Source organism: Streptomyces sodiiphilus (assembly GCF_039529215.1).
Lineage (GTDB): Bacteria > Actinomycetota > Actinomycetes > Streptomycetales > Streptomycetaceae > Streptomyces > Streptomyces sodiiphilus.
The window spans coordinates 1-23013 of the sequence record NZ_BAAAMJ010000020.1 but is presented as its reverse complement, the minus strand read 5'-3'; the positions used below and the strand labels follow the sequence as shown (position 1 = coordinate 23013).

The following is a 23013-nucleotide window of genomic DNA, read 5'->3' as shown; positions in this document are numbered from 1 at the left end:
GGATGGCGCACGAGACGCCGAGACACTGGGACCACTCGATGCGCCGGCGGCTCCAGGAGGGGGAGACCGCCGCGCTCGCGGAGCTGTACGACCGCTTCGCGTCCCTGGCGCACGGCATCGCCCAGCGGGTGCTGGACGACGACGAGGCCGTCGCCCGGGTGGTCACGGAGGTCTTCGCCCGGGCCTGGCAGGCACCCGGAGAGTTCGACGCCGACGAGGGCCCGCTGCGGTCGTGGATCGCCGCCGAGGCGCACCGGCAGGCGGTGCGGCAGGTACGCCTGGAGCACGGCGGGGCTCCCCCGGAGGAACTGGCCGGCAAGCTGCGCGCCGCCTCCACCGCGGCCCGCGCCGACTACATCGTGACGGCCATGCCCGCGCCGCTGCGCGAGGCACTGGCACTCGCGCGCTTCCAGCGCCTGGACCTCCGGCAGCTGGCCGGACGGCTGGGGATCACCGAGCCGGAGGCGGCACGCCGGCTGCGGCTCGGCCTCCAACTGCTGTCCTCTGCCGCCCGGTATCCGGTGGAGGAAGAGGGCACAGCCGCGTGAACGCCGGCCCCGCCGGGTGCGGCAGCCCCGGGGAGTGCGACGGGAGCGGGCCCGGACAGGAGGACGACCCCGGGCACCCGGAGCTGACGACCCTGCTGGGGGCGTGGGCGCTGGGCGTCTGCCCGCCCGGCCGGGCACCGGCCCTGCGGGAGCACCTGGACCGGTGCGCCCCCTGCGCGGCCGAGGCGGCGCGCCTGGGCGACGCCGTGCCGCTGCTGGAACCCGGGCACAGCCTGGACCTCATGCCGGACCTGCGGCCCCGGGTCCTGGACGACTGCCTCGCCCGGCGCCCCGCCCTGCGCCCCCTGCCGTCCTGGGCTGCCCCCCTCGACGCGGAGGCGGCCCGGCTGGACGCCCTGCTCGACGACATGGACGAGGAGGAGTGGCGCGCACCGGTGCCGCTGCGCTGGTACGAGAACGACCGTCCGGCCCACCGGACCACCACGGTGGCGGGCGTGCTGGACCACCTGTCGGAAGGGGACGCCGTGCTGGCCCGGAGCCTGCGGCTGCCGAAGCGGCCGGGCGGCCCCGCCGGGGAGGCCCGGTCACGCTGGCGGGAACAGACCCGTGCCCTGGTGCGGGCGTCTGCCGGGGCCGGGCGCGGCCGGCGCCGGCTGCCCCACCGTCCGGCGGACGCCCCGCCCGGCCGGGCCCGGCGTGGCATCTCCGTAGCGGACGCCTTCCTGGACCGCGCTTTCGCCTGCTGGACGCACGCCGGCGACATCGCCGAAGCCGTCGACTACCCCTGCGAGCAGCCGCTCGACGGGCATCTGCGGCTGCTGGTGGACCGCACCGCCCGCCGCCTGCCGGACGCCGTGGCGGGGCGACGCCGGGCCGGCCTGGCGTCGTTCACGGGACGGCCCACTGCCGCGGGACGGCCGGGGCGCACCCTCCACCTGGAGGTCGAGGGCCCCGGCGGCGGCCACTGGTACGTGCCGCTGGACTCCCCTGCCGCACTGGTCTCCCGCTCCGCCGCCCGGCATGCCGTCGCCCACGTGGCGCTGGAGGACGTGGCGTTCTGCAGGCTGGCCGCGGGCCGCATCGCCCCGCAGGACGCGGCGGTGGGCCAGGAGGGCGATCCGGCGGCCATCCACGACGTCCTCTTCGCCACCGCCGCCCTCTCCACCCCCCTGACCGGAGCCGGGGGCCGGGGCGGGGTCAGGAGAAGATGACCGTGCGGTGGCCGTTGAGCAGCACGCGGCGCTCGCTGTGCCACTTCACGGCACGGGCAAGGGCCTGGCACTCCACGTCGCGGCCGACCGCGACCAGCTGCCCGGGGCTCAGCGCGTGCCCGACCCGCTCCACCTCCTGCTCGATGATCGGGCCCTCGTCCAGCTCCGCCGTCACGTAGTGCGCGGTGGCGCCGATCAGCTTCACGCCGCGGGCGTGCGCCTGATGGTATGGCTTGGCGCCCTTGAAGCTCGGCAGGAAGGAGTGGTGGATGTTGATGATCCGGCCTGCCAGTTCCCGGCACAGGTCGTCGGAGATCACCTGCATGTAGCGCGCGAGCACCACCAGCTCCGCACCGGTGTCCTTCACCAGCCGCAGCAGCTCCGCCTCGGCCTCGGCCTTGGTGCCGGGGGTCACCGGGATGTGGTGGAAGGGCACGTCGTAGGAGGCGGCCAGCTCGGCGAAGTCCGTGTGGTTGGAGACCACCGCGGCGATCTCCACCGGCAGCGCGCCGATCCGGGTCCGGAACAGCAGGTCGTTGAGGCAGTGGCCGAATTTGCTGACCATCAGCACGACGCGCATGGGGTGCTCGGTGGAGTGCAGCTCCCAGTCCATCCGGAAGGAGTCCCCGATGGCGGCGAAGCTGGCCCGCAGCTTCTCCGCCGTGGTCGGCTCGACCGCGGAGAAGTGCACCCGCATGAAGAACCGCCCCGTGTCATGGGCGCAGAACTGCTGGCTGTCCTCGATGTTGCAGCCGGTCATGAAGAGATAGCTGGACACGGCGTGCACGATGCCCGGCTTGTCCGGACACGACAGGGTGAGCACGTACTCGTCGCGGGAGGCGGCGGAGGTCGGGGCAGTCATGGTCCACAGAGTGGCACACGTCGGGGAAGGCCAGGGAACCGTTACACGGAGTGGACAGTGGAGGCCAGCTCGCCCAGGGAGCGCGGCGGGGCATCCGGGTCGTCGCCGTCGCTGACCGCGAGCCGCACGTGCGCCTCGCGCGCCGCCCGGACCGCGTCCGGCCAGCCCGGGTGCCGCATGAAGTCGGCGACCGGGGCGTCGGCGCCGACCTGGTGCATGATGCGCAGCACCCGCAGGACGGCCACGTCGATCAGCGCGGCCTCCTCGGCGTCCCGGAAGATCGTGCCGACGTACTTCTCCGCCGACCAGTTGTCCAGCCAGGTGTCCTCCACCAGGCGGTAGACGGCGTCGGTGACGTCGCCGTAGCCCGGTCGTCCCGCCAGCCAGCACTCCTGGTGGAAGACCGGGTCGGAGAGCATGTGCAGCGCGGAGCGCACGTTCGCGCGCCAGCGCCACCAGGGCATGTCGTTGTGCGGCATGCCGCCCATGGTGGGGGAACGACGGCCGCCACGGGAAGACCTTTCCGGAGCTTGCACGGAATGGATCGTACGTGCCCTGCTCCTAGAGCTGACCCGGGGCCCGCTCCGGGAGGCCGTGCTCGCGCGCGGTGGGGTTCCACAGCTCGGCCGCCCGCTCCTTCGCGGCGGTGGCCTCCCCGCTGGCCCGGTTGGCGGCGGCCAGGCTCTCGGTGTGCTGTGCCTGCCCGCCGCGGCACATCCGCCGCCGGTTCTCCCGCACCTCGTCGGCCCAGGCCGCGTAGTAGTCGTCCGCGTCGGCGGACGCCTCCCACGCCTCGACCAGCGCCGCGGTCAGCTCCTCGCTGTCCGGCAGCGCGTCCAGCTCCAGCTCGTCCAGCCGGGTGACCAGGCTGTTGCGCTGATCTGCCGCTTCACGCAGGTCCTCGCCGGCCTTCTTCAGCTTGTCGCAGGACTTGATGTTCTCCACCGAGCGGATCACCGCGTCCCGGCTGTCGTTGCTGTCCTCCAGCAGCGTGGACAGCGCCTGCGCCTGTTCGGCCGCCACCTGGGCGGTGTCCTCGGCGTCCTCGCCGTCCTGCGTGTCCTCGGCGTCCTGGCCGCCCCCGGCGTCGTCGCCGGCGTCCACCGGGCCGGCGCCCTCCGGGTCCTTTGGCGGCACGGCGTTGCCGTCGCCGCCGCCGCCGATCGCCGCGCCGAGTGCCAGGCCGACGACGAGACAGCCGGCCACCACCGAACCGATGAGCACCGCCGGGGAACGCCTGCCGCCTCCCGCGGCCGCGGCCGCCCGGCGCGCCTCGGCCCGGCCGCCGGGCCGGGGAGCGGCGGGGGCGGACGGCTGCCCGGACCGGAAGAGCTGGTCGAAGTCCCCGGGAACCGGCGCCATGGCCCGGGTCTCCTCGACCCCCGCCTCGGGCGGCGGCCCCTGCCGCGGGGAGACAGTCCGCAGCCGGGTCGTCGACTCCGGATCGATGGCCGGCATCTGCGCGGTGGCTTCCGCGTCCGCCGGTCCGCCCCCGTACGGCGGCGGACCGTGGTCCGTCACCGGGGGAATCATCCGGGTGGCGGCCTCGTCATGACTGCCGGCTCCCGGAAACGGCGGCGGACCCTGGTCCGTCACCGGGGGAATCATCCGGGTGGCGGCCTCGTCATGACTGCCGGCTCCCGGAAACGGCGGCGGACCGTGGTCCGTCACCGGGGGAATCATCCGGGTGGCGGCCTCGTCATGACTGCCGGCTCCCGGAAACGGCGGCGGACCCTGGTCCGTCACCGGGGGAATCATCCGGGTGGCGGCCTCGTCATGACTGCCGGCTCCCGGAAACGGCGGCGGACCGTGGTCCGTCACCGGGGGAATCATCCGGGTGGCGGCCTCGTCATGACTGCCGGCTCCCGGAAACGGCGGCGGACCCTGGTCCGTCACCGGGGGAATCATCCGGGTGGCGGCCTCGTCATGACTGCCGGCTCCCGGAAACGGCGGCGGACCGTGGTCCGTCACCGGGGGAATCATCTGCGTCGCCGCCTCGTCACCGGGCGGCACGGCCGGCGGGCCCGGCGGGGGCTCGGGGGTGGTCTGCCGGGGCAGCGCGGGGACCGGGACGGTGGACTCGAACGAGGCCGGCCCCGTCCCCTGGCCGCCGTGCCCGTCCCGGACCGGGGCGAAGAGCTGGGTGGGGGCCTGGTCGGGGGGGACCCGCGGGGCCGGGGGCCTGGATGGTATGGCCTCCCCCGGCGGCGACGGCGCGGGAGAGGACCAGGACTGCCCGGCGGACGCGTCGGAACCGGCGGGCGGCCCGGGCAGGTCCTGGCCGCCCGGCCCCCAGTGCGGCGTCCAGGGCCGGCCGGCCGAGGGCGCGCCGGGGCCGGTCCGCTCTCCCCGCGCGTCCCACGGCCCGCCGTCCGGCGGCAGCACCACGCCCTCGCGCGGCTCGTCGTCGCGTCCGCTGTGGCTCGTCACCGGGGGCACCTCGTTCACTCGACCCGTCAACCCGATCGCCGGGCCACGCTACCCGCTTCTCCCGGGCCCGGAAAACGGCGGGCAGTTGGTCACCGGTCAGCCCGGGGCCGGCCTCGCCGGCAGAAGGTCCCAGCGTTCGGTGAACTCCCGCACCACGGGCTCCTTGCGGTGCGGTGCCAGCTTGCCGCGGAACTCCTCGAAGTACTCCGTTCCACGGCGGGAGCGCAGTCCGGCGAGCAGTCCGGCCGCCTCTCCGGCGGTGTGGCAGGCGTGGTCCAGCTCACCCTCCTGCAGCCGTCCGCCGGCCAGCAGCAGCAGCCCGATGGCGCGCCGCCGCACCCGCCCCTGGGGGTGCCCCTCCAGCGCCTGTGCCGCGCACCGCTGCGCGGCGCGACCCTGCTCCAGATCGCGGTGGCAGTGGGCCAGCTCGTCCGAGAGGTAGGCCCCGTCGAAGTGCGCTATCCAGTGTGGGTCGTCCCCGTCCGGCGGCTCGGCACGCTCCAGCGCTCCCTGCGCCCGGGCGGCGACCCGGTCGCAGGTCTCCCGGTCGCCCAGCTGCGCGTGTCCGCGCGCCTCGGCGGCCAGGAACAGCGCCTCGGCCCGCGGGGGGACCCGGCCGCGGGTGCCCTCCTGGGCGGCCCGGGCAAGCTGGATGACCTCCCGCGGGTTGCCCAGCTCGGCCGCGAGATGGCTCATCCCGGCGGCCAGCACGTAGCCGCCGAAGCCGCGGTCGCCCGCGGCCTGGGCGAGGCGCAGCGCCTGGATGTAGTACCGCTGGGCCAGCCCGGGCAGCCCGCAGTCCACGGCCATGTATCCGGCCAGCTCGGTCAGCCGGGCGGTGGCGCCGAACAGGTCCCGGCCCACCGCCTCCCGGTAGCTGCCGGCCAGCAGCCCGGCGACCACGCTGTTGAGGTAGTGCACCACTACCGGGCGCACGTGCCCGGCGCCCCAGCGGCGGTCCAGGTCCACCAGCGCCACGGTGGTGGCGCGGACGGCGGCCACGTCGGCCGGGCCCACCCGCGGCCCGGAGCCGCGGGCCACCTCGGCGTCCGGTGGCGTGATCAGCCAGTCCCGGCTGGGCTCGACCAGCGCGGCGGGTGCCACGTTGGAGCCGGCCGCGCCGTACATGCCGGCGCCGGCGCCGTTCAACTCGCGGCGTGCGATGTCGGAGCGCCACAGCTCCACCGCCTGCTCCAGCCCCTCGGCGAGCCCGGCGGCGAAGCGCAGCCCGGCCGCGGAGGCCAGCTGCCGGGAGTCTCCCATGCCGATCTCGTCGGGTGTGACGGTCCGGCCGAGCTTGCGGCCCAGCGCCTCCGCGATCACCGCCGGCGCCCGTCCGCGCGGCTGCTGACCGCGGATCCAGCGGGCCACGGATGTCTTGTCGTAGCGGAAGTCCAGTCCACGTTCGGCGGCGCACATGTTGACGCGGCGAGCCAGTCCCGCGTTCGAGCACCCCGCCTCCCGTATCAAGGACAGCAGCCGTTCGTTGGGCTGGCGGGTGATCAATGGTCTGGCGGCAGTCATCGTCGACCTCCCGGTAGGCGGGCGTCCAGGACACTGCCCGGACCGTCGCGGTCTCATCCCGGATGCCCCGGATGCCCCGGCCGATGCGCCGATGCGCCCCGTATGCGGTTCCGTACCCGTGCGTGCGTGCCTCCCCCGGGGTACGGCGACGGAACGGGAGGGGGCGCGGGGGCGGCGTCTACGCTGAGGTGCATGACGACCGACGGGGATCACGCGCGAGGCATGGGAGCAACAGCCGGTACGGCCGCTCCGGGACCGCACTCCGGGGCCGGGACCGGGCCGGCGGTCCCGGCGGTGCGGATACGCGGGCTGTGGAAGCGTTTCGGCGAACAGGTCGCGGTGGCCGGCATCGATCTGGACCTGCCGGCCGGGCACTTCATCGGCCTGGTGGGTCCCAACGGGGCCGGCAAGACGACCACGCTGTCGATGATCACCGGCCTGCTGCGCCCGGACGGCGGGCAGGTGGAGGTCGCCGGGCGGGACGTGTGGCGCGACCCGATGGACGTCAAGTCACGCATCGGAGTGCTGCCCGAAGGGCTGCGCCTGTTCGAGCGGCTGTCCGGCCGCGAGCTGCTGACGTATCTGGGGCGGCTGCGCGGCCTGCCGGCCGCCGAGGTGGACCGGCGCACGGACCAGTTGCTGGACGTCCTGGACCTGTCGGCCGCCCAGCACAAGCTGGTGGTGGACTACTCGACCGGCATGCGGAAGAAGACCGGGCTGGCCGCCGCGCTGCTCCACAACCCTGAGGTGCTCTTCCTCGACGAGCCCTTCGAGGGCGTGGACCCCGTCTCCACCCAGACGATCAGAACCGTTCTGGAGCACTACACCGCCTCGGGTGCCACCGTGGTCTTCTCCAGCCACGTCATGGAGCTGGTGGAGTCGCTGTGCGACTGGGTCGCGGTGATCGCCGCCGGCCGCATCCGGGCCCACGGCCCGCTCGCCGAGGTGCGCGGGAACGCCGCCTCCCTGCAGGCCGCCTTCCTGGAGCTGGTGGGAGCACGCGGCAACCCGGCCGGGCAGCAGCTCGACTGGCTGGGCGGCGGTGCCCGGTGAGCGCGGAAAGCCCGGTGGCATTGCCGGCCGGTCAGTCCCTTGTCCCCGGGGGCCCGGCGGCGACGGCGCGGGTCCCCGCGTCGGTGCTGACGGCCACCTTCGTGCGGCTGAAGCTGTCGCTGCTGCGCAACGGCCTGCGCCAGTCCGCCGGCCGGTCGGCCGCCTTCATCGGCGGTCTCGTCGCCGCCGTCGTCTTCGGCGCACTGGGCCTGCTGGGGCTGCTGGCCTTGCGCGGCAGTGAGCACGCGGCGACCGTCTCCCTGGTGACCGTCGCGCTGATCGTTCTCACCTGGGCGTTCGTCCCGCTCTTCGTCGGCGGCTCGGACGAGACGCTGGACCCGGGGCGGCTGGTCATGCTGCCGCTGCGGCCCCGGGCACTGGTCATCGCCCAGCTGACCTCCTCCCTGGTGGGCGTGGGACCGCTGTTCACCCTGCTGCTGGTGCTCGGCGCGGGGCTGGCCACCGCCCGGGGCACGTCCGGCACCGTCGCGGCGGTGCTTGCGGTGCCCCTGGTGGTCCTGGTGTGCACGACGCTGTCGCGTGCCCTGGCCGCGGCCAACGCCCGGCTGCTGTCCAGCCGCAGGGGGCGCGACCTGGCGGTCTTCAGCGGCCTGGTGGTCGCCTTCGGCATCCAGGGCATCAACATGCTGATGTCGCGGCTGGGCGGCGAGAACGGCATGGCCCCGCTGGAGACGGTGGCCGGTGTGGTCCGCTGGCTGCCCCCGGTCTCGGCCCTCGAAGCGGTACGGGCCGCCGGGGAAGGGTCCTGGCCGGCCGCCGTGGCCGGTCTGGCCGCCACCGCGGCGGCGCTGTGGCTGCTGCTGTGGTGGTGGCAGCGCGCCCTGGACCGGCTGATGACGGCCAGGGACGCCTCCACGCTGATGGCCTCCCCGGCGGCCCGCCCGGGCGGCGACCGGGGGCCGGCCTCGCTGTTTCCTCCCAACCGCACCGGCACCGTGATGCTGCGGTCGCTGCGCTACGCGTGGCGGGACCCGAAGACCAAGATGAGCTGGGCCACCGCCCTGGGCATGGGGCTGCTGCTGCCGGTGGTGTTCGCGGTGCAGGGCAACACCAGCGTCTACCACGCGTGCTGGGCGGCCGGCCTGCTCGGCCTGCTGATGTACAACCAGTTCGGCCAGGACTACAGCGGCTTCTGGCTGGTCCTCCAGACGATCGGCACGTCGCGCGACGCCTACGCGGAACTGCGCGCCCGGGCGCTGGCCCTCGCCCTGGTCGCGGTTCCGTACACCGTCACCGTGGTGGGCGTCTCGGCCGCGGTGCTCGGCGACTGGGGGTCGCTGCCCGACGCTCTGGGGCTGGCCCTGGCCCTGCTCGGGACGCTCGCCGGGCTCGGAGCACTGGCCTCGGCGCGCTTCCCCTACTCGATCCCGGAGAACGACGCGATGAAGAACGTCGCCCCGGGTCAGGGAGTGGTGGCCTGGGCCGGCCTCTTCGGCGGAATGCTGGCGGGCGCACTGCTGTGCGGGCCGGTCATCGCCCTGACCGTCTGGCTCAACGCCACCGGAAGCGGCTGGGTGTGGACGGTGCTTCCGCTGGGGGCCGGATACGGGCTGCTGGTGACCTGGGCCGGGCTGCGGCTGGCCGCCCGGATGAGCGCCGCACGGCTCCCGGAGATCCTGACGGCGGTCAGCCGCGGCTGACCGCCGTCAGGGCACACCATGCGGGCGTCAGAGTTCGGAGACGTCGATCACCAGGTCGTCGGCCGGTGCGTCGAACTCCACCGGGACATCGAAGTCGCTCAGATCCAGCGTGAAGGTCTCCCCGTCCGACGTGCCGGTGATATGGAGGGGGTAGGGCTCTCCCTCGGTGGCCACCAGCACGGTCGAGGTGTCTCCGCGGATGTCCTCCTCCACGATGCCGATGACCGGGATGCCCTTGTGCACCGACTCCTCGCCCTTGGTCACCGAGAGGAAGACGCCCACCGGCTCCAGGTCGCCGAGCAGGTTGTCCAGGTCGCATATCTCGGCGACATCGGCGAGGTCGGCGTCGTCCGTCGTGCCGTAGAGGTACTTACCGTCCATGAACTCGGCCACCTGGGCGCCCTCCTCACCTCCCAGGCCGGCCTTCCAGAACTCCGCGTCCGGCCTCATCCAGACCTCGTCACCACGCCGGAGGACCTCGATGGTGCCCTGCCCCTCGAAGCCGATCTCACCGGCGCAGTCGCCGTTGCTGTCGATGTGGATGTCGAGATCCACCATGCCGTCGTCCGTCTCGCCCGTGCCGGTCAGACGCAGCGCCTCCGCGTCGAGGAGCGCCTGGGAGGCCGCCCGGGAGATCTCCTTGGCCGGCAGTTCCGCCGTCCCCGGCTCCTCCGGTTCGTCCTCCTCGGGCTCTTCCTCCTGCCCCTGGTCCTCCGGCGTCGTCTCGGGCCGCTCGCGTTCCTTGCCCAGCGCGTCGAGCGTTCCTCCGCTTCCACAGGCCGAAAGCGCCAGTGCGACCGCGGCAGCGACAGCCGTCGCCCGGATGCGCGATGTCATCAGGTTCCCCCGTCGTGCGTGTACCGATACACGCCTCATACTGCCGCAGGCATCCGGTCAGGCGGGCACCGCCTCCCGCAGGAAGCCTCCGACGATCTCCCGCCAGGCCTCGGGCTGGTCGTGGTGCACCAGGTGCCCGGCGTCGGGGATGTCCGCGTAGCGCCCGTGCGGCAGCACCCGCACCATCTCCTGGGCTTCCGCGCGGCCGAGCTCCCCGTCCAGCCCGCGCAGCACCAGCGCCGGGCAGCGGACCAGCGCCAGCTCGTCCCAGTGGGCGTCGTGCACCCAGCTCTCACGGGCCATCAGCATCTGCCGGCGGGAGAACACCGGCCGCCAGCCGTCGGACCGTTCGGCCATCACCTCGGCGAAGAACTCGCCCCGCGACGGGCGCGGCCGGTCCAGCAGCGGATCCTCCTCACCGAACCAGCGCCGGACATCGGCCGGCGTCGCGAAGGGCAGCGGCCACGAGGCGAACCACTGCTCCCACTCCTGCTGGGAGCGCGCACCCAGCGCAGACGCGCGCATGTCGCAGATCACCAGGGCCCTGACGAGGTCCGGGTGCCGGGCGGCGAGCTGCCACGCCGTCAGCGCTCCCATCGAATGGCCGATGAGAACGGCCGGGGCCAGGTCCAGCTGCTCGATCGCGGCCGCCGCGTCGGCGACGAACGCGTCCCGGTCGTAGGGGCCGTCGGAGGGCTTGTCGCTCCGGCCGTGCCCGCGCTGGTCCAGGGCGATCGCGCGGTGACGGGCGGACAGCCAGCGCGCGGCACCCGCCCAGTGCGACGCGCGGCCCATCAGTCCGTGCAGCAGGAGCGCTCCCGGGCGCCGGGATCCCTCCGGGTCGTCCGCTCTCCCACGGCCGCCGCGCCCCGCCCGCTTGCCCGGCTCGCCGTATTCCCAGGCGACCAGCCGGATCCCGCCCTGCCCCGTCACATCGACGCGTCGCACCATGGATGCTCCAACCCCCTTCCTTCGGGCCCTTCTGTTCCCCCGTCAGACACGGACCACGGTATCGAATCCATATTCGAACACTGCAGGGTCTGCCCCAACTTCCCTCCTTCGAGTGACCTCGTTCAGGGGTTGGCCGCGTCCGCTCCGGGGAGACAGCTATCGGGAGGGAACGACCCTGAGAGCTCGGGGCTCCGGGTCGCCCAAGGGGGCCAGGTGCGGGCCGGCCGGGTGCTGCGGCCGGCCCGCCCCGGCCCCGGGAAGCCCGCCCCCTCCGCTTCCGGTCAGCCCTTGGCCACGAAGACATGCATGGCGACCCCCGGATCCAGCTCGGCCGCCTCGCCGCCGCTGCCCACCTGCACACCGCCGCCGGCGCCCGGGGTCACGCTCACCGAGGAGCCCGGCCGCACCCCCGCCCGCCGCAGCGTGTGCATCACCTGGGCATCGGTCTGGATCGGCTCGCCGATGCGGCGCACGATCACCGTCTTCCCACCATCGGTCTCCAGGTCCGTCAGGGCCACCATGCCCTCTTCGAGGAACGGGTCGGGCTCTCCCTTCTCCCCCAGCTCCGCCAGACCGGGGATCGGGTTACCGTACGGCGACTCCGTCGGATGGTCCAGCAGTTCCAGCACCCGGCGTTCCACGGCCTCGCTCATCACGTGCTCCCAGCGGCACGCCTCCGCGTGCACGTGCTCCCACTCCAGGCCGATCACGTCGACCAGCAGGCACTCCGCGAGACGGTGCTTGCGCATCACCCGCTGGGCCAGCCGGCGGCCCTCCTCGGTCAGCTCCAGCTGGCGGCTGCCGCCGATGACCAGCAGGCCGTCCCGCTCCATCCGGGCCACTGTCTGGCTGACCGTCGGCCCGCTCTGCTCCAGCCGTTCGGCGATGCGGGCACGCATCGGGACCACGCCCTCCTCCTCCAGCTCCAGGATGGTGCGGAGGTACATCTCCGTGGTGTCGATCAATCCGGACATACAAGCCCCTCGATGTGTCGTGCGGTGGCCCTGGCCTCAATTCTCACCCATGCCGGGGACAACCGGCCCCGGCGTACCACGCCCGGCACCGCGCTCCTCCGTGTCCGCACGCCCTGTTGACAGCGGATTGGTCCGGACCGCACGGTGACCGGGCGACCGCACCCGACCACCGAGGGGCCCCCGACACATGAGCGAGAGCACGCTCGCCGGCCAGTACTTCGACGCCGTCCTCGACCTGCTGCGACGGGTCCGGCAGGAGGAGTCCGCCGCCATCGCCCGGGCCGGCGCCCTCGTGGCCGGCACCGTCGCCGCGGGAGGCCGGCTGTTCGCCACCGGCGCCGGGCATTCCGCCCTCCCGGCCCAGGACATCGTCTACCGGGCCGGCGGGCTGGCGCTGATGAACCTGCTCCCGGTCCCGGGGGCCACCGGTGTGGACACCGTCCCGGCCACCCTGGGCAGCGCCCTGGAGCACGCCTCCGGGCTCGCCCGGGCCGTCCTGGACAGCTCCCCCGCGCGGGAAGGCGACCTGCTGGTCGTCGTCTCGCTCTCCGGACGCAACACCCTGCCGGTCGAGATGGCCTCCCACGCCCGTTCCCTCGGCCTCACCGTGGTGGGCGTCACCTCCGTCGCCTACTCCCGTGCCACCGGCTCGCGCCATCCCTCGGGCACCTTCCTGAAGGACCACTGCGACCTCGTCCTGGACAACAAGATCGGCACCGGGGACGCGGAGCTGACCCACCCCGGCGTCGGCGCGCCCTTCGCACCGGCCTCCACCGTCGTCGTCTCCGCCCTCCTCCAGGCGGTCATGGCCGAGGCCGCCGGGGCACTGGCCGCCCGTGGCATCGCCCCGCCGATGCTGCGCTCGGGCAACGTCGACGGCGGACCGGAGTGGAACGAGAAGGTGGTCAGCGAGCACGCGGAGCGGATCCTGTGGCGCCGCTGAGATCCACCGCCGCCGCCAGCCGCAGCGCCACGTCCTCCCCGTAGGCCGCGTCCGCCCGGTCGAAGCCCGGACGGCCCGCCCCGCGCAGGAACGTCACCACGCCCAGGCTGCGGCCCCGGCTGCGCAGCACCACGCACAGCGCGTGCTCCGCCTCCGTGGGCCACTTGTGCTGCACCGCCCAGTCCGAGCGGGAGACCCCGCCGGTGGCCCGTACCGGCACCTCCCGGTCCAGCGCCTGCAGCGCCGGGTGGCCGGGCCGGTAGCGGACCGGCACCCCGCCGCTCCCGCGGACCCCGCCGTCCCCGCCGTCGGTCCCGGGACTCCCGGCGAACCGCAGCAGCCGCGGACCGCCGCCCGCCGCGCCGGGCCGGACCAGATCCAGCAGCGCGTGCTCGGCGAAGCCGGGCAGCGCGAACTCCAGGTGCAGCGAGACGGCCTCCAGCGGGTCCTCGCACTCGGCCCCGGCCCGCGCCGCCCGGCTCAGCTGGCTGTCGCGGAACCGTCGCCGGGCCTCCCGGCGCGCCTCGGTCCGGGCGCGTGTCACGTCCTGGAACACCCAGGCGACCCCGAGCGGTGCCGGTTCGGTGGACAACGGCGACTCCAGACGGAGGAAACCGCTGAGCCAGCAGCGCCGCGGCCCGCCCGGCAGCCCGCCCCTGGTCTCCCCCAGCTGGTCCTCGTGCGAGCCGTCGTCCAGCAGCGTCGCCCACACCTCCACCGGCTCCCGCGGGCCCCGGCCGGCCAGGGCGTCCTCCAGCATGCTCTCCAGCTCTTCCAGGCCGGTGCCGAAGAACTCGCCCAGCGGCTCACCCAGCATGTCCACCGGGGCGACCGCCAGGCCGCTCGCCGCCCGGTCGTTCACCGCCACGGTCCGCAGGTCGGCGTCGACGACGACCACGCCCCAGCACGACTCCGACACCAGCGCCCGGCTGAGCGCGAGGTTGCGCTCCATGTCGAGCTGGGCGTGCACCTCCCCGAAGGCGCAGTAGACCCCGGCCGGCTCCCCGTCCGGCCCCGCCACCGCGGTGGCCTGGGCGCGCACCAGCACCCGGCTGCCGTCGTGCCGGAGCATCCCGAACTCGTGCACGTTCCGGACCGGCCGGTCCTCCCCCGTCCGGCGCGGCGCACGCAGCAGCCGGGCACCGATGTCGGCGGCGTCGGCCTCCCGGACCGCCCAGCCCGCCAGCCCGCCGCGGCCCACGGCGTCGGCCCGGCGCCAGCCCAGCAGACGCTCGGCACCCTGGTTCCAGTGCGTGACCCGCCCCTCGGCGTCCAGCGCGAAGAGGCCGACGTCCATGCCGTCCAGCAGCGCGGCGAGCAGCCGTTCGTCCGCGGCCCCGGGAAGCGGGCCCGGCCCCGGCTCGGTGACGGGCGTGTAATGCGCCTCGGAGTGAGTGGTCACCTGGTACCCCCAGCAGGACTCCGCGCGCGCCGTCGCACGCGCCGGACCATTCAACTCCATAGTGACACCGGTCACATGGACTTCCACCCGATCGTCGCCGGGTTCCGGCGATTGTTGCCGTGCCGATATTCCCTTGCGCGTGCCCGGCGGAGGGTCGTAGCGTTTCGGGTACACGAGAAGGGAGGTGGTTCGGCAGATGTATGACAACCGGACGCGTGAGGTGACTGCGGCCTAGCGGCCGTCGTTCCGCTCAGCGCGGCGCCGGCTCCGCCGGCCAATTCCCAGCAGTCACCCGACCCGCGGGCCGCCGGTACGTCCGGCCGGCTCCCCGGCGCGCCAGGCGCACCGGGGACCAAGGCCCGCGGGTCGACCGCTTTCCCGGGCGGCCCGTCAGGGGCAGAGCCGCTCCACCTGCCAGCCCGCCCCGTCCCGCCGGTACCGCAGCCGGTCGTGCAGGCGGTTCTCCCGCCCCTGCCAGAACTCCACGGCCTCCGGCACCACCCGGTAGCCGCCCCACTGCGGCGGCGCCGGCACGTCCTCGCCCTCCGGGTAGCGGGCGGCGAGATCGGCGTAGAGGCGGTCGAGATTCTCCCGGGAGGAGACCGTCGAGGACTGCTCGCTGGCCCAGGCACCCAGCTGGGAGCCGTGCGGCCGGGTGCGGAAGTACGCCGCGGTCTCGTCCCGGCCGGTGCGCTCCGCCGTACCCGAGACGATCACCTGGCGGGCGATGCCGTGCCAGGGGAACAGCAGCGAGACCCGCGGGTTGGCCCCGATGTCCAGCCCCTTGCGGGAGCCGTAGTTCGTGTAGAAGACGAAACCCCGCACGTCGAACTGCTTGAGCAGGACAGTACGCGAGGAGGGACGGCCCCCGGCGTCGGCGGTGGAGAGCACCATGGCGTTCGGCTCGTGCAGCCCGCTGCCGACCGCCTGAGCGAACCACCGGTCGAACTGGAGGTACGGGTCGGCGGCCAGGTCCCGCTCCAGGAGCCCGGCGCTGCGGTACCTGGCCCGCATGGCCGCCGGGTCGATCTCGGCCCGGGCGGCGTCGGCGCCGTCCACGCTGCCGGGAGGGCCTCCCGGGGTGCCGCCGGGGGGCCCGGACGGCCGGCCGGTGCGCGGGTCGGAGGAGGAGCGGTCGGCGGGAGTGTTGTCGGCTTGGGACACCCGCTCATCTTGCAGCATGCGGCTGACAGAAGGGGCACGCACCGTGTTTTGCGTCTCGTGCCCTGTGGCACGCGGTGCCTCCGCCGCTAAGGTGACGGCGGACCGTCCCGCGCCGGACCGCCACCGCCGCCGGTTCTGTGACGGGCGCAACGGGGTGACCACCCGCGGCGCGGGGCATCCCAGAGTCACAGCCGGCCCACGGCGCGATACCACAGCGTCACGGCCGGTCAGCATCCTGCCGAACCTGAGCACAAGGAGCCGCCTGATGTCCGACTTCGTACCCGGACTCGAAGGAGTCGTCGCGTTCGAGACGGAGATCGCCGAACCCGACAAGGAAGGCGGCGCTCTCCGTTATCGCGGCGTGGACATCGAGGACCTGGTCGGCAAGGTCTCCTTCGGCAACGTCTGGGGCCTGCTGGTCGACGGTTCGTTCAACCCGGGACTGCCGCCGGCCGAGCCGTTCCCCATCCCCGTGCACTCCGGTGACATCCGGGTGGACGTCCAGGCAGCGCTGGCCATGCTCGCTCCGGTGTGGGGCCTCAAACCGCTGCTGGACATCGACGCCGAGCAGGCCCGTGACGACCTGGCCCGGGCCGCGGTGATGGCCCTCAGCTACGTGGCCCAGTCGGCCCGCGGCCAGGGGCTGCCGATGGTGCCCCAGCAGGAGATCGACAAGGCCGGGAGTGTCGTGGAACGCTTCATGCGGCGCTGGCGCGGCGAGCCCGACCCCAAGCACGTGGCCGCGGTGGACGCCTACTGGACCTCTGCCGCCGAGCACGGGATGAACGCCTCCACGTTCACCGCCCGGGTGATCGCCTCGACCGGCGCGGACGTCGCCGCGGCCCTCTCCGGCGCCGTCGGCGCGATGTCGGGACCGCTGCACGGCGGCGCACCGTCCCGCGTGCTGCACATGATCGAGGAGATCGAGCGTTCCGGCGACGCGACGGCCTACGTCAAGCAGCAGCTCGACAAGGGCGAGCGGCTGATGGGCTTCGGCCACCGGGTGTACCGCGCGGAGGACCCGCGGGCGCGGGTGCTGCGCCGGACCGCCAGGGAACTGGGCGCACCGCGCTTCGAGGTCGCCGAGGCGCTGGAGCGGGCGGCCCTGGAGGAGCTGCACAACCGCCGGCCGGACCGGGTGCTGGCCACCAACGTCGAGTTCTGGGCGGCGATCGTGCTGGACTTCGCGGAGGTCCCGGCGCACATGTTCACCTCGATGTTCACCTGCGCCCGGACCGCGGGCTGGTCGGCGCACATCCTGGAGCAGAAGCGCACCGGCCGGCTGGTGCGGCCCTCGGCCCGCTACACCGGGCCGGCGGCGCGCAGCCCGCGCGAGATCGACGGCTACCGCGACGACGTGTGACACGCGGCCGTGCCCGACGGCTCCGGGGCGGGCCCGGAGCCGTCGGGCACGGGCCGGTCCACTGCTGACATCGCGGCTCCTGTGGGGGGGTGGTGGGGGTCACCAGCAGCGGCGCCTGGGCCGGAAGCCCGGCTCGAAGCGGCACATGTAGCCGGTGTCGTCGCGGCGGCGGACGCCGCATGTCCGGTACTGCTCGTGCAGCACGGCGAGGGCGTCCCGGTCCAGCTCGATGCCGAGCCCGGGCCCGTCCGGGAGCGCCACGGCTCCGCCGCTGATGCGCAGCGAGCCGGGCGCGATCACGTCCTGGCCGTCCTGCCAGGGGGTGTGCGTGTCGCAGGCGTGCGTGAGGTTCGGGGTGGCGGCAGCGAGGTGGGTCATGGCCGCCAGGCTGATGCCCAGGTGCGTGTTGGAGTGCATGGACAGCTCCAGGCCGAACGTCTCGCACAGCGCGGCGACCTGGGTGGAACGCAGCAGCCCGCCCCAGTAGTGATGGTCGGTCAGCAGTACCCCGACCGCCCGCCGCGCGATGGCCGGCGGCAGGTGTTCGTGGGTGACGACGCACATGTTGGTGGCCAGCGGCATCGACACCTGGGCGGCGACCTCGGCCATGCCCTCGATGTCCGGGGTGGGGTCCTCCAGGTACTCCAGCACCCCGTCGAGGGCCTTGCCGACTCGGACGGAGGTCTGCGGCGTCCAGGCCACATTGGGGTCGAGCCGCAGCGGCAGCCCGGGGAAGGCGTCGCGCAGGGCGAGGACGGTGTCGATCTCGTCGTCCGGCGGCAGCACGCCGCCCTTGAGCTTGACCGACTCGAAGCCGTACTCCCCCACGAGCATCCGGGCCTGGGCGACGATGCCCTCCGGGTCCAGGGCCTGTCCGAATCTGTCCTCCGTCCCGCCCGGGTGACCGGCCCACTTGTAGAACAGGTAGGCGCTGTAGGGCACTTCCTGGCGCACGGGCCCGCCCAGCAGGTCGGCGACGCGCACCCCGGCGGCCTTGGCCCGGATGTCGAGGCAGGCCACCTCGAAGGGGGAGAAGACCGCGTCCACGGTCTTCTGGTTGCTGCCGGCGCCGGTCAGCCCGTGCTGGTCGGTGAAGACGTCGGTGCCCACGCTCGCCGCCACCCGCGCGTACTGCGCGTGGTGGCCGTGCACCTCGACACCGACCAGTTCCCTGGCCGCGGCGCACAGCCGGTCCAGGTGGGAGAGGTCGCCGTAGGTCTCGCCGAGCCCGGTGATGCCCTCGTCGCTGATCACTTCGACGATCCCGCGCAACGCCCACGGTTCGTGCACTCCGGTGGCGTTGAGCAGCGGTGGGTCCCGGAAGGCGACCGGGGTGATGCGGATCTCGCGAATGAGCACGCAGGATTCCTTTCACATACATGAAAGCAAGCCATTCCCGTGAACGACCCTTCACGGTAGGAGCGCCCCGCCCCATCGTCAAGGCCCTGAACAAACTCTGCGATCACATACATGAACCGCGACGGCAAGCCGCACCACCTCACCAACCCGTCCCACCACCCGCGGGCCACACCGGACAGGGGTTTCGGCGATCCGAGGAGGACCGGTCCGCCGATCAGCGACGTCCTGACGGCTCCGGAGCGCAATGGTCTCCTGGAGAGCGTGGCCGCTCTCCGGGCGTGAGGCCATAGCGGTCGACCGGAGTGAGGAGGGAGGGGCCCACCGGAGCGCCCCTCCCACTTTCGGAAAAGGGGCGGAAAGTTTCGTCTTCAAATGACCTGGCGGCCGTTCTCGGTGTCCGGGTGGTCCGGGGGGAGGCGGAAGGCGGGAAATCGGGCGGGACGTCACCGGAAACCGCTTTCCCGGCGGCCGCCGATCCGCGCCTTCCGCCCCTTTTCCGGTCCTTCACACCTCCAGCGCGGCGGCCAGCACCTCCGCGAGATGCCGGGCGCGGTAGCCGCCGAGCTGGTCGAGCTGGGTGCGGCAGGAATAGCCGTCGGCCAGCAGCTCGGTACCGGGGGCGGCGGCGCGGACCGCGGGCAGCAGTTCGTCCTCGGCGCAGGCCACGGACACCTCGTAGTGCCCCTTCTCGAAGCCGAAATTGCCCGCGAGACCGCAGCAGCCCGCCGACAGCGCGCCGGTGAGGCCGGCCGCCTCCCGCAGTCGGCGGTCGGCGGCGTCGCCGATGACGGCGTGCTGGTGGCAGTGGGTCTGCCCGGCCACCGGGCGGTCGATCCGCGGCGGCGTCCAGTGCGGTGCGCGGTCCTCCAGGGTCTGGGCGAAGGTGCGCACGAGTCCGGCCAGCCGGTGGGCGCGCGGGTCCTCCGGCAGCAGGTCGGGCAGGTCGGTGCGCAGGGCCGCGGCGCAGGGCGGTTCGAGCACGGCGACCGGCACCTTCGCGTCCAGTGCCGGCTCCATCCGGTCCAGGGTACGGCGCATCACCGCGCGGGCGCGGTCGAGCTGGCCGGTCGTGACATAGGTGAGGCCGCAGCAGACCCTTCCGGCCGGGAGGGCGGGCCGCAGCCCGGCCGCCCGGAAGACTCTCCAGGCGGCCTCCCCCGCTTCCGGGGAGAGGTGGTTGGTGAAGGTGTCGGGGAAGAGCACCGTGTCCGCCGCGGACAGGCCGGTCGCGCCGCCACGGCGGCCGGTTCCCCCGGTGATGCGGCGGATCAGGGTGGTCAGCGGGGTGCGGGCGAGCGGGGGGATGGCGCGCTGGGGGGCGATGCCGCCCAGCCGCTTGGCGAGCGCCGCCAGCGGCGGGACGCGGGCGGCGAGGTTGGCAGCCGGGGCCAGATGGAGCGCGGAGACCAGGTGCAGCCAGTCCGGGAGCCGGCCCATGGCGTAGTGGGAGGCCGGTCGCGGGCGGCCCGCGTAGTGGTGGTGCAGGAACTCCGCCTTGTAGGTGGCCATGTCCACCCCGACCGGGCAGTCGCTGCGGCAGCCCTTGCAGGACAGGCACAGGTCGAGGGCCTCGCGGACCTCCGGGGACCGCCAGCCGTCCGTGATCACCTCACCGGCCAGCATCTCGTGCAGCAGCCGGGCCCGGCCGCGCGTGGAGTGCTGCTCCTGGCCGGTGGCGCGGAAGGACGGGCACATCACGTGGGTGCCCGCGGTGGTGTTGCGGCACTTGGCGACGCCGACGCAGCGCCGTACGGCGGCGGAGAAGTCCCCGTTGTCGTGGGGGTAGGCGAAGGTGACCGGCGGCCGGTCGGGGAGCGAGGCGAAGCGCAGGTTCTCGTCCAGCCGGGCGGGCCGGGCCAGCACGCCGGGGTTGAGCATGCCGTCCGGGTCCCAGGCGTCCTTGAATCTGCCGAAGAGCGCGGTCAGTTGTGGGCCGTACATGCGGGTCAGCAGCTCGGAGCGGGCCAGTCCGTCGCCGTGCTCGCCGGAGAGCGAACCGCCGTGCGAGACCACGAGGTCGGCCAGCTCGGCGGAGAAGTCCCGGTAGCGGGCGATGCCCTGACCGGTCAGCAGATCGAAGTCGATGCGGATGTGGATGCAGCCGTCGCCGAAGTGCCCGTACGGCAGGCCCCGCAGCCCGTGATCGCGCAGCAGCCCGCGGAACTCCCGCAGATAGGCGCCCAGCCGGGCGGGCGGCACCGCGCAGTCCTCCCAGCCCGGCCACGCCTCGCTGCCGTCGGGCATCCGGGTGGCCGTACCGGAGGCGTCCTCCCGGATGCGCCACAGCACGCGTTGCCCGGCCGGGTCGGTGACCAGCGCCTGGCCGGTGCTGACGCCGTCGGCCGCGGCCACCGCGCACAGCTCCCGGGCCCGGGCCCGGGCCTGCTCCGGGGACGCGCCGCCGATCTCGGCGAACAGCCAGGCGCCGCCCCGCGGCAGGGATGCCCGGGCCGTCTCGCCCACCAGGTCGTCGGCCATGCCCTCCAGGGTGAGCGGCCGGCGCGGCAGCAGGCCGGGCGCGGCCTCGGCCGCCGCGCTCTCGTCCGGGTACCCGAGCACCGCCAGCACCCGCGCGCCGGGGGCGGGCACCAGCCGCACGGTCGCCTCGGTGAGCACGCCGAGCGTGCCCTCGCTGCCGGTGTAGGCCCGCGCCCAGTCCCGGCCCTTCTCCGGCAGCAGTTCGTCCAGAGCGTAGCCGGAGATCCGGCGCGGCAGCTCGGGGTAGCCGGTGCGCAGCAGCTCCAGATGGCCGCCGGTCAGCTCCCCGACGGCCTCCCGCAGCGGCCCGGGCACGTCGTGGCCGCCGCGGGCCAGCCGGGCGCGCTGCCCCCGGGCGGTGAGGACGTCCAGTGCCTCGACGTTGTCGGCGGTGGTCCCCCAGGCGACCGAGTGGGCACCGCAGGCGTTGTTGCCGATCATGCCGCCGAGGGTGCAGCGGCTGTGGGTGGAGGGGTCCGGGCCGAAGGTGAGACCGTGCCGGGCCGCACGGGCGCGCAGTGTGTCGCACACCACACCGGGCTGCACGACAGCGGTGGCGGCATCCGGGTCCAGGGTCAGGACGCGGTTCATGTGGCGGGTGAAGTCGAGCACCACACCGGTGCCGGTGGCCTGTCCGGCGATGCTGGTGCCGCCGCCGCGGGCCACCACCGGGGCGCCGTGCTCCCGGCACACCGCCAGCGCGGCGGCCACGTCCTCGGCATCCAGCGGCGCGACCACCCCTGCGGGGATCCGCCGGTAGTTGGACGCGTCCATGGTCATCAGTGCCCGGCTCGCGGCGTCGAACTCCACCGCTCCGCGCACCCGCGACCGCAGCGCGGCGGCCAGCTCGGTCATGTCCGTCACCTGTGCCATGGCTCCAAGCCTGCACCCTCGGCGGGCGGGAATCCGGGCACCGGCGCGCCCCCGGCTCGTGTGACGTGGAGCAAAACAATGGTTTTACCCAAGACGACAGACCCAAAGCGATCGCGAACTCACCTATAGTGTTCCCGAATTGAACAGGGGAGCGGCTCTTTCGAAACGCTCCTTCTGCCCCAACCGTCCATAAGGACTCCGACTTATGACAGCGCACACCCCTCCGGCGCGCCGACGGACGGAGCGACCCCCGCTGCGGCATTCCGCGCTTGTCCTGCTGATTTCACTGTCCGTCACCGGAGCTGCCTGGCTCGGCGCGGTGTACGTCACACCGACGGCCTATCAGGTCCCCATGGCCTGGGGCGCCGGGGCCGCCGCCCTCCTGCTGTGCGCGGCCGCGGTCGTCGCGGCTCACGGCATCGAGAGCTCGCGCCTGCTGCGCGGTGAGATCGACCGGATGGCGCAGGACGCCCACCGGCTGGCCCACGAGACCGTCCCCGGCCTCGTGGAACGGCTGCGCGACGGGGCCTCCCCCGAGACCGCTCTGGCCGGCACCCCGGATCACGACAGCGACTCCTGCCGGACCCTTCTGCGCATCGTCGCCGAGGAGATCGGCCGCGGGGAGAGCAGCCGTGCCGCGGCCATGTCCGCCTGCGCCAACGCCGCCGGCCGCATGCAGGCCCAGACCACCAGCATGCTCGCCGACCTGCGCGAGATGGAGCACCGGCACACCGACGAGGAGGTCCTCGGTGACCTGCTGCACCTGGACCACCGCACCGCCCAGGCCGGCCGCATCGCCGACAGCATCGCGGTGCTGACCGGCGCCCGCTCCGGCCGTCGCTGGGCCAAGCCCATCGTCATGGAGAGCATCCTGCGCGGGGCGATGGGCCGCATCGGCGGCTACCAGCGGATCCGCCTGCACTCCGCCAGCAACCTGGCGATCGCCGGGCACGCGGCCGAGGGTGTCATGCACGCCCTCGCCGAGCTGCTGGACAACGCCTGTAACTTCTCGCCCCCCACGGCAGAGGTCCACGTGTACGTGGAGGAGGTCCCGGCCGGTGCGATCATCACGATCGAGGACAGCGGCCTGGTCATGAGCGAGGTCGCGCTGCGGCGCGCCGAGCGGGCGGTGTCCGCCGAGCCGCTGGACCTGACGAACCTGTCCGGTACCCGCCTCGGCCTCGCCGTCGTCGGCTGCCTGGCCCGCAAGCACGGGCTGTCGGTCTCGTTCCGGCCGTCCGCCCGCGGCGGCACCGGCGCGCTGGTGATGATCCCTCAGGAGCTCATCACCCGACCTCAGCGCGCCACCGCACCGCCGGTGCCGCAGGCCCAGCCGGCCGCGGTGCCCGCTCCGCGCCGGGCCGTCGCCGACGGACCGGCCGCGCAGCCGGAGCCCGCCGCGCCCGCACCGGCCGTGGC

General features: G+C 74.0%; 19 protein-coding genes. 8 read left to right on the top strand and 11 right to left on the bottom strand.

Annotated elements, in window-relative coordinates; translation table 11 throughout:
• The first annotated feature begins 2 nt into the window (after positions 1 to 2).
• Positions 3 to 548, top strand: coding sequence for an RNA polymerase sigma factor (locus ABD299_RS11235; RefSeq protein ID WP_344261064.1), 546 nt, complete (start codon positions 3 to 5; stop codon positions 546 to 548).
• The gene (locus ABD299_RS11230; RefSeq protein WP_344261062.1) at positions 545 to 1720 is read left to right on the top strand and encodes a zf-HC2 domain-containing protein; all 1176 of its coding nucleotides are present in this window, start codon (positions 545 to 547) and stop codon (positions 1718 to 1720) included. The genes ABD299_RS11235 and ABD299_RS11230 overlap by 4 nt, the downstream gene beginning before the upstream one ends.
• Here the strand turns inward: ABD299_RS11230 and purU are convergent.
• The 4 genes from purU to ABD299_RS11210 all read right to left on the bottom strand — a co-directional run bounded on the left by purU (position 1707) and on the right by ABD299_RS11210 (position 6536).
• Positions 1707 to 2582 carry a formyltetrahydrofolate deformylase gene (gene purU, locus ABD299_RS11225; RefSeq protein ID WP_344261060.1) on the bottom strand — a complete coding sequence of 292 codons (876 nt, stop codon included), beginning with the start codon at positions 2580 to 2582 and terminating at the stop codon, positions 1707 to 1709. The genes ABD299_RS11230 and purU overlap by 14 nt on opposite strands.
• Positions 2583 to 2623: 41 nt before the next feature.
• The gene (locus ABD299_RS11220; protein WP_344261228.1) at positions 2624 to 3070 is read right to left on the bottom strand and encodes an SCO4402 family protein; all 447 of its coding nucleotides are present in this window, start codon (positions 3068 to 3070) and stop codon (positions 2624 to 2626) included.
• Positions 3071 to 3143: 73 nt separating this feature from the next.
• The gene (locus ABD299_RS11215) at positions 3144 to 5012 is read right to left on the bottom strand and encodes a hypothetical protein (RefSeq protein WP_344261058.1); all 1869 of its coding nucleotides are present in this window, start codon (positions 5010 to 5012) and stop codon (positions 3144 to 3146) included.
• Positions 5013 to 5108: 96 nt separating this feature from the next.
• The gene (locus ABD299_RS11210) at positions 5109 to 6536 is read right to left on the bottom strand and encodes an NsdA family TPR-like regulatory protein (RefSeq protein ID WP_344261056.1); all 1428 of its coding nucleotides are present in this window, start codon (positions 6534 to 6536) and stop codon (positions 5109 to 5111) included.
• A gap of 192 nt (positions 6537 to 6728) precedes the next feature.
• Between ABD299_RS11210 and ABD299_RS11205 the strand changes: the two genes are divergently transcribed.
• On the top strand, positions 6729 to 7589 hold the full coding sequence (locus ABD299_RS11205) for an ABC transporter ATP-binding protein (RefSeq protein ID WP_425581310.1): 861 nt from the start codon (positions 6729 to 6731) through the stop codon (positions 7587 to 7589).
• A 14-nt stretch (positions 7590 to 7603) separates the two neighbouring features.
• On the top strand, positions 7604 to 9250 hold the full coding sequence (locus ABD299_RS11200) for a transporter (RefSeq protein ID WP_425581309.1): 1647 nt from the start codon (positions 7604 to 7606) through the stop codon (positions 9248 to 9250).
• A 27-nt stretch (positions 9251 to 9277) separates the two neighbouring features.
• On the opposite strand, the gene ABD299_RS11195 is transcribed toward ABD299_RS11200, so the two are convergent.
• The 3 genes from ABD299_RS11195 to ABD299_RS11185 form a co-directional block, all read right to left on the bottom strand.
• Entirely contained in the window at positions 9278 to 10087 is an 810-nt protein-coding gene (locus ABD299_RS11195) for a hypothetical protein (protein ID WP_344261055.1), read from the bottom strand.
• Between the two features lie 57 nt (positions 10088 to 10144).
• Entirely contained in the window at positions 10145 to 11038 is an 894-nt protein-coding gene (locus tag ABD299_RS11190) for an alpha/beta fold hydrolase (RefSeq protein ID WP_344261053.1), read from the bottom strand.
• Positions 11039 to 11319: 281 nt separating this feature from the next.
• On the bottom strand, positions 11320 to 12012 hold the full coding sequence (locus ABD299_RS11185) for an iron-dependent transcriptional repressor DtxR (RefSeq protein WP_344261051.1): 693 nt from the start codon (positions 12010 to 12012) through the stop codon (positions 11320 to 11322).
• A 187-nt stretch (positions 12013 to 12199) separates the two neighbouring features.
• Between ABD299_RS11185 and ABD299_RS11180 the strand changes: the two genes are divergently transcribed.
• A complete protein-coding gene (locus ABD299_RS11180) occupies positions 12200 to 12955 on the top strand; it encodes an SIS domain-containing protein (RefSeq protein ID WP_344261049.1) in 756 nt (251 codons plus the stop codon).
• Here ABD299_RS11180 and ABD299_RS11175 read toward each other — a convergent pair.
• Both ABD299_RS11175 and pdxH read right to left on the bottom strand, forming a co-directional pair.
• Complete coding sequence (locus ABD299_RS11175) at positions 12918 to 14417, bottom strand: PAS domain-containing protein (protein WP_425581314.1); 1500 nt, start codon at positions 14415 to 14417, stop codon at positions 12918 to 12920. The two genes, ABD299_RS11180 and ABD299_RS11175, sit on opposite strands and share 38 nt — an antisense overlap.
• Positions 14418 to 14747: 330 nt before the next feature.
• Positions 14748 to 15371, bottom strand: coding sequence for a pyridoxamine 5'-phosphate oxidase (gene pdxH / locus ABD299_RS11170; protein WP_344261222.1), 624 nt, complete (start codon positions 15369 to 15371; stop codon positions 14748 to 14750).
• Between the two features lie 415 nt (positions 15372 to 15786).
• Here pdxH and ABD299_RS11165 point away from each other — a divergent pair, with 415 nt between their 5' ends.
• Positions 15787 to 16884, top strand: a complete 1098-nt coding sequence (locus ABD299_RS11165; RefSeq protein WP_344261046.1) for a citrate synthase 2 — start codon at positions 15787 to 15789, stop codon at positions 16882 to 16884.
• A 99-nt stretch (positions 16885 to 16983) separates the two neighbouring features.
• Here the strand turns inward: ABD299_RS11165 and ABD299_RS11160 are convergent, their stop codons facing one another.
• Positions 16984 to 18243 (bottom strand): glucarate dehydratase family protein, encoded by a 1260-nt coding sequence (locus tag ABD299_RS11160; RefSeq protein ID WP_344261044.1) that lies wholly within the window; start codon positions 18241 to 18243, stop codon positions 16984 to 16986.
• 111 nt (positions 18244 to 18354) lie between these two features.
• On the opposite strand from ABD299_RS11160, the gene ABD299_RS11155 reads away from it, so the two are divergent.
• On the top strand, positions 18355 to 18525 hold the full coding sequence (locus ABD299_RS11155) for a hypothetical protein (protein WP_344261042.1): 171 nt from the start codon (positions 18355 to 18357) through the stop codon (positions 18523 to 18525).
• 222 nt (positions 18526 to 18747) lie between these two features.
• Here ABD299_RS11155 and ABD299_RS11150 read toward each other — a convergent pair whose 3' ends face one another.
• Positions 18748 to 21594: an FAD-binding and (Fe-S)-binding domain-containing protein gene (locus tag ABD299_RS11150; RefSeq protein WP_344261040.1), complete on the bottom strand. Its 2847-nt coding sequence runs from the start codon at positions 21592 to 21594 to the stop codon at positions 18748 to 18750.
• 205 nt (positions 21595 to 21799) lie between these two features.
• On the opposite strand from ABD299_RS11150, the gene ABD299_RS11145 reads away from it, so the two are divergent.
• Positions 21800 to 23013 (top strand): sensor histidine kinase (locus ABD299_RS11145; RefSeq protein WP_344261038.1); only part of this gene is annotated, 1214 nt, incomplete at its 3' end.

Excerpts from the sequence above, each read along its gene's own strand:
- ABD299_RS11190 (WP_344261053.1), bottom strand. The coding sequence starts at position 11,038 with ATGGTGCGACGCGTCGATGTGACGGGGCAGGGCGGGATCCGGCTGGTC.
- ABD299_RS11205 (WP_425581310.1), top strand. The coding sequence starts at position 6,729 with ATGACGACCGACGGGGATCACGCGCGAGGCATGGGAGCAACAGCCGGT.
- ABD299_RS11155 (WP_344261042.1), top strand. The coding sequence starts at position 18,355 with ATGAACCGCGACGGCAAGCCGCACCACCTCACCAACCCGTCCCACCAC.
- ABD299_RS11185 (WP_344261051.1), bottom strand. The coding sequence starts at position 12,012 with ATGTCCGGATTGATCGACACCACGGAGATGTACCTCCGCACCATCCTG.
- ABD299_RS11175 (WP_425581314.1), bottom strand. The coding sequence starts at position 14,417 with ATGGAGTTGAATGGTCCGGCGCGTGCGACGGCGCGCGCGGAGTCCTGC.
- ABD299_RS11235 (WP_344261064.1), top strand. The coding sequence starts at position 3 with ATGGCGCACGAGACGCCGAGACACTGGGACCACTCGATGCGCCGGCGG.
- ABD299_RS11165 (WP_344261046.1), top strand. The coding sequence starts at position 15,787 with ATGTCCGACTTCGTACCCGGACTCGAAGGAGTCGTCGCGTTCGAGACG.
- ABD299_RS11180 (WP_344261049.1), top strand. The coding sequence starts at position 12,200 with ATGAGCGAGAGCACGCTCGCCGGCCAGTACTTCGACGCCGTCCTCGAC.
- ABD299_RS11195 (WP_344261055.1), bottom strand. The coding sequence starts at position 10,087 with ATGACATCGCGCATCCGGGCGACGGCTGTCGCTGCCGCGGTCGCACTG.
- ABD299_RS11150 (WP_344261040.1), bottom strand. The coding sequence starts at position 21,594 with ATGGCACAGGTGACGGACATGACCGAGCTGGCCGCCGCGCTGCGGTCG.
- purU (WP_344261060.1), bottom strand. The coding sequence starts at position 2,582 with ATGACTGCCCCGACCTCCGCCGCCTCCCGCGACGAGTACGTGCTCACC.
- ABD299_RS11220 (WP_344261228.1), bottom strand. The coding sequence starts at position 3,070 with ATGGGCGGCATGCCGCACAACGACATGCCCTGGTGGCGCTGGCGCGCG.
- pdxH (WP_344261222.1), bottom strand. The coding sequence starts at position 15,371 with ATGCGGGCCAGGTACCGCAGCGCCGGGCTCCTGGAGCGGGACCTGGCC.
- ABD299_RS11210 (WP_344261056.1), bottom strand. The coding sequence starts at position 6,536 with ATGACTGCCGCCAGACCATTGATCACCCGCCAGCCCAACGAACGGCTG.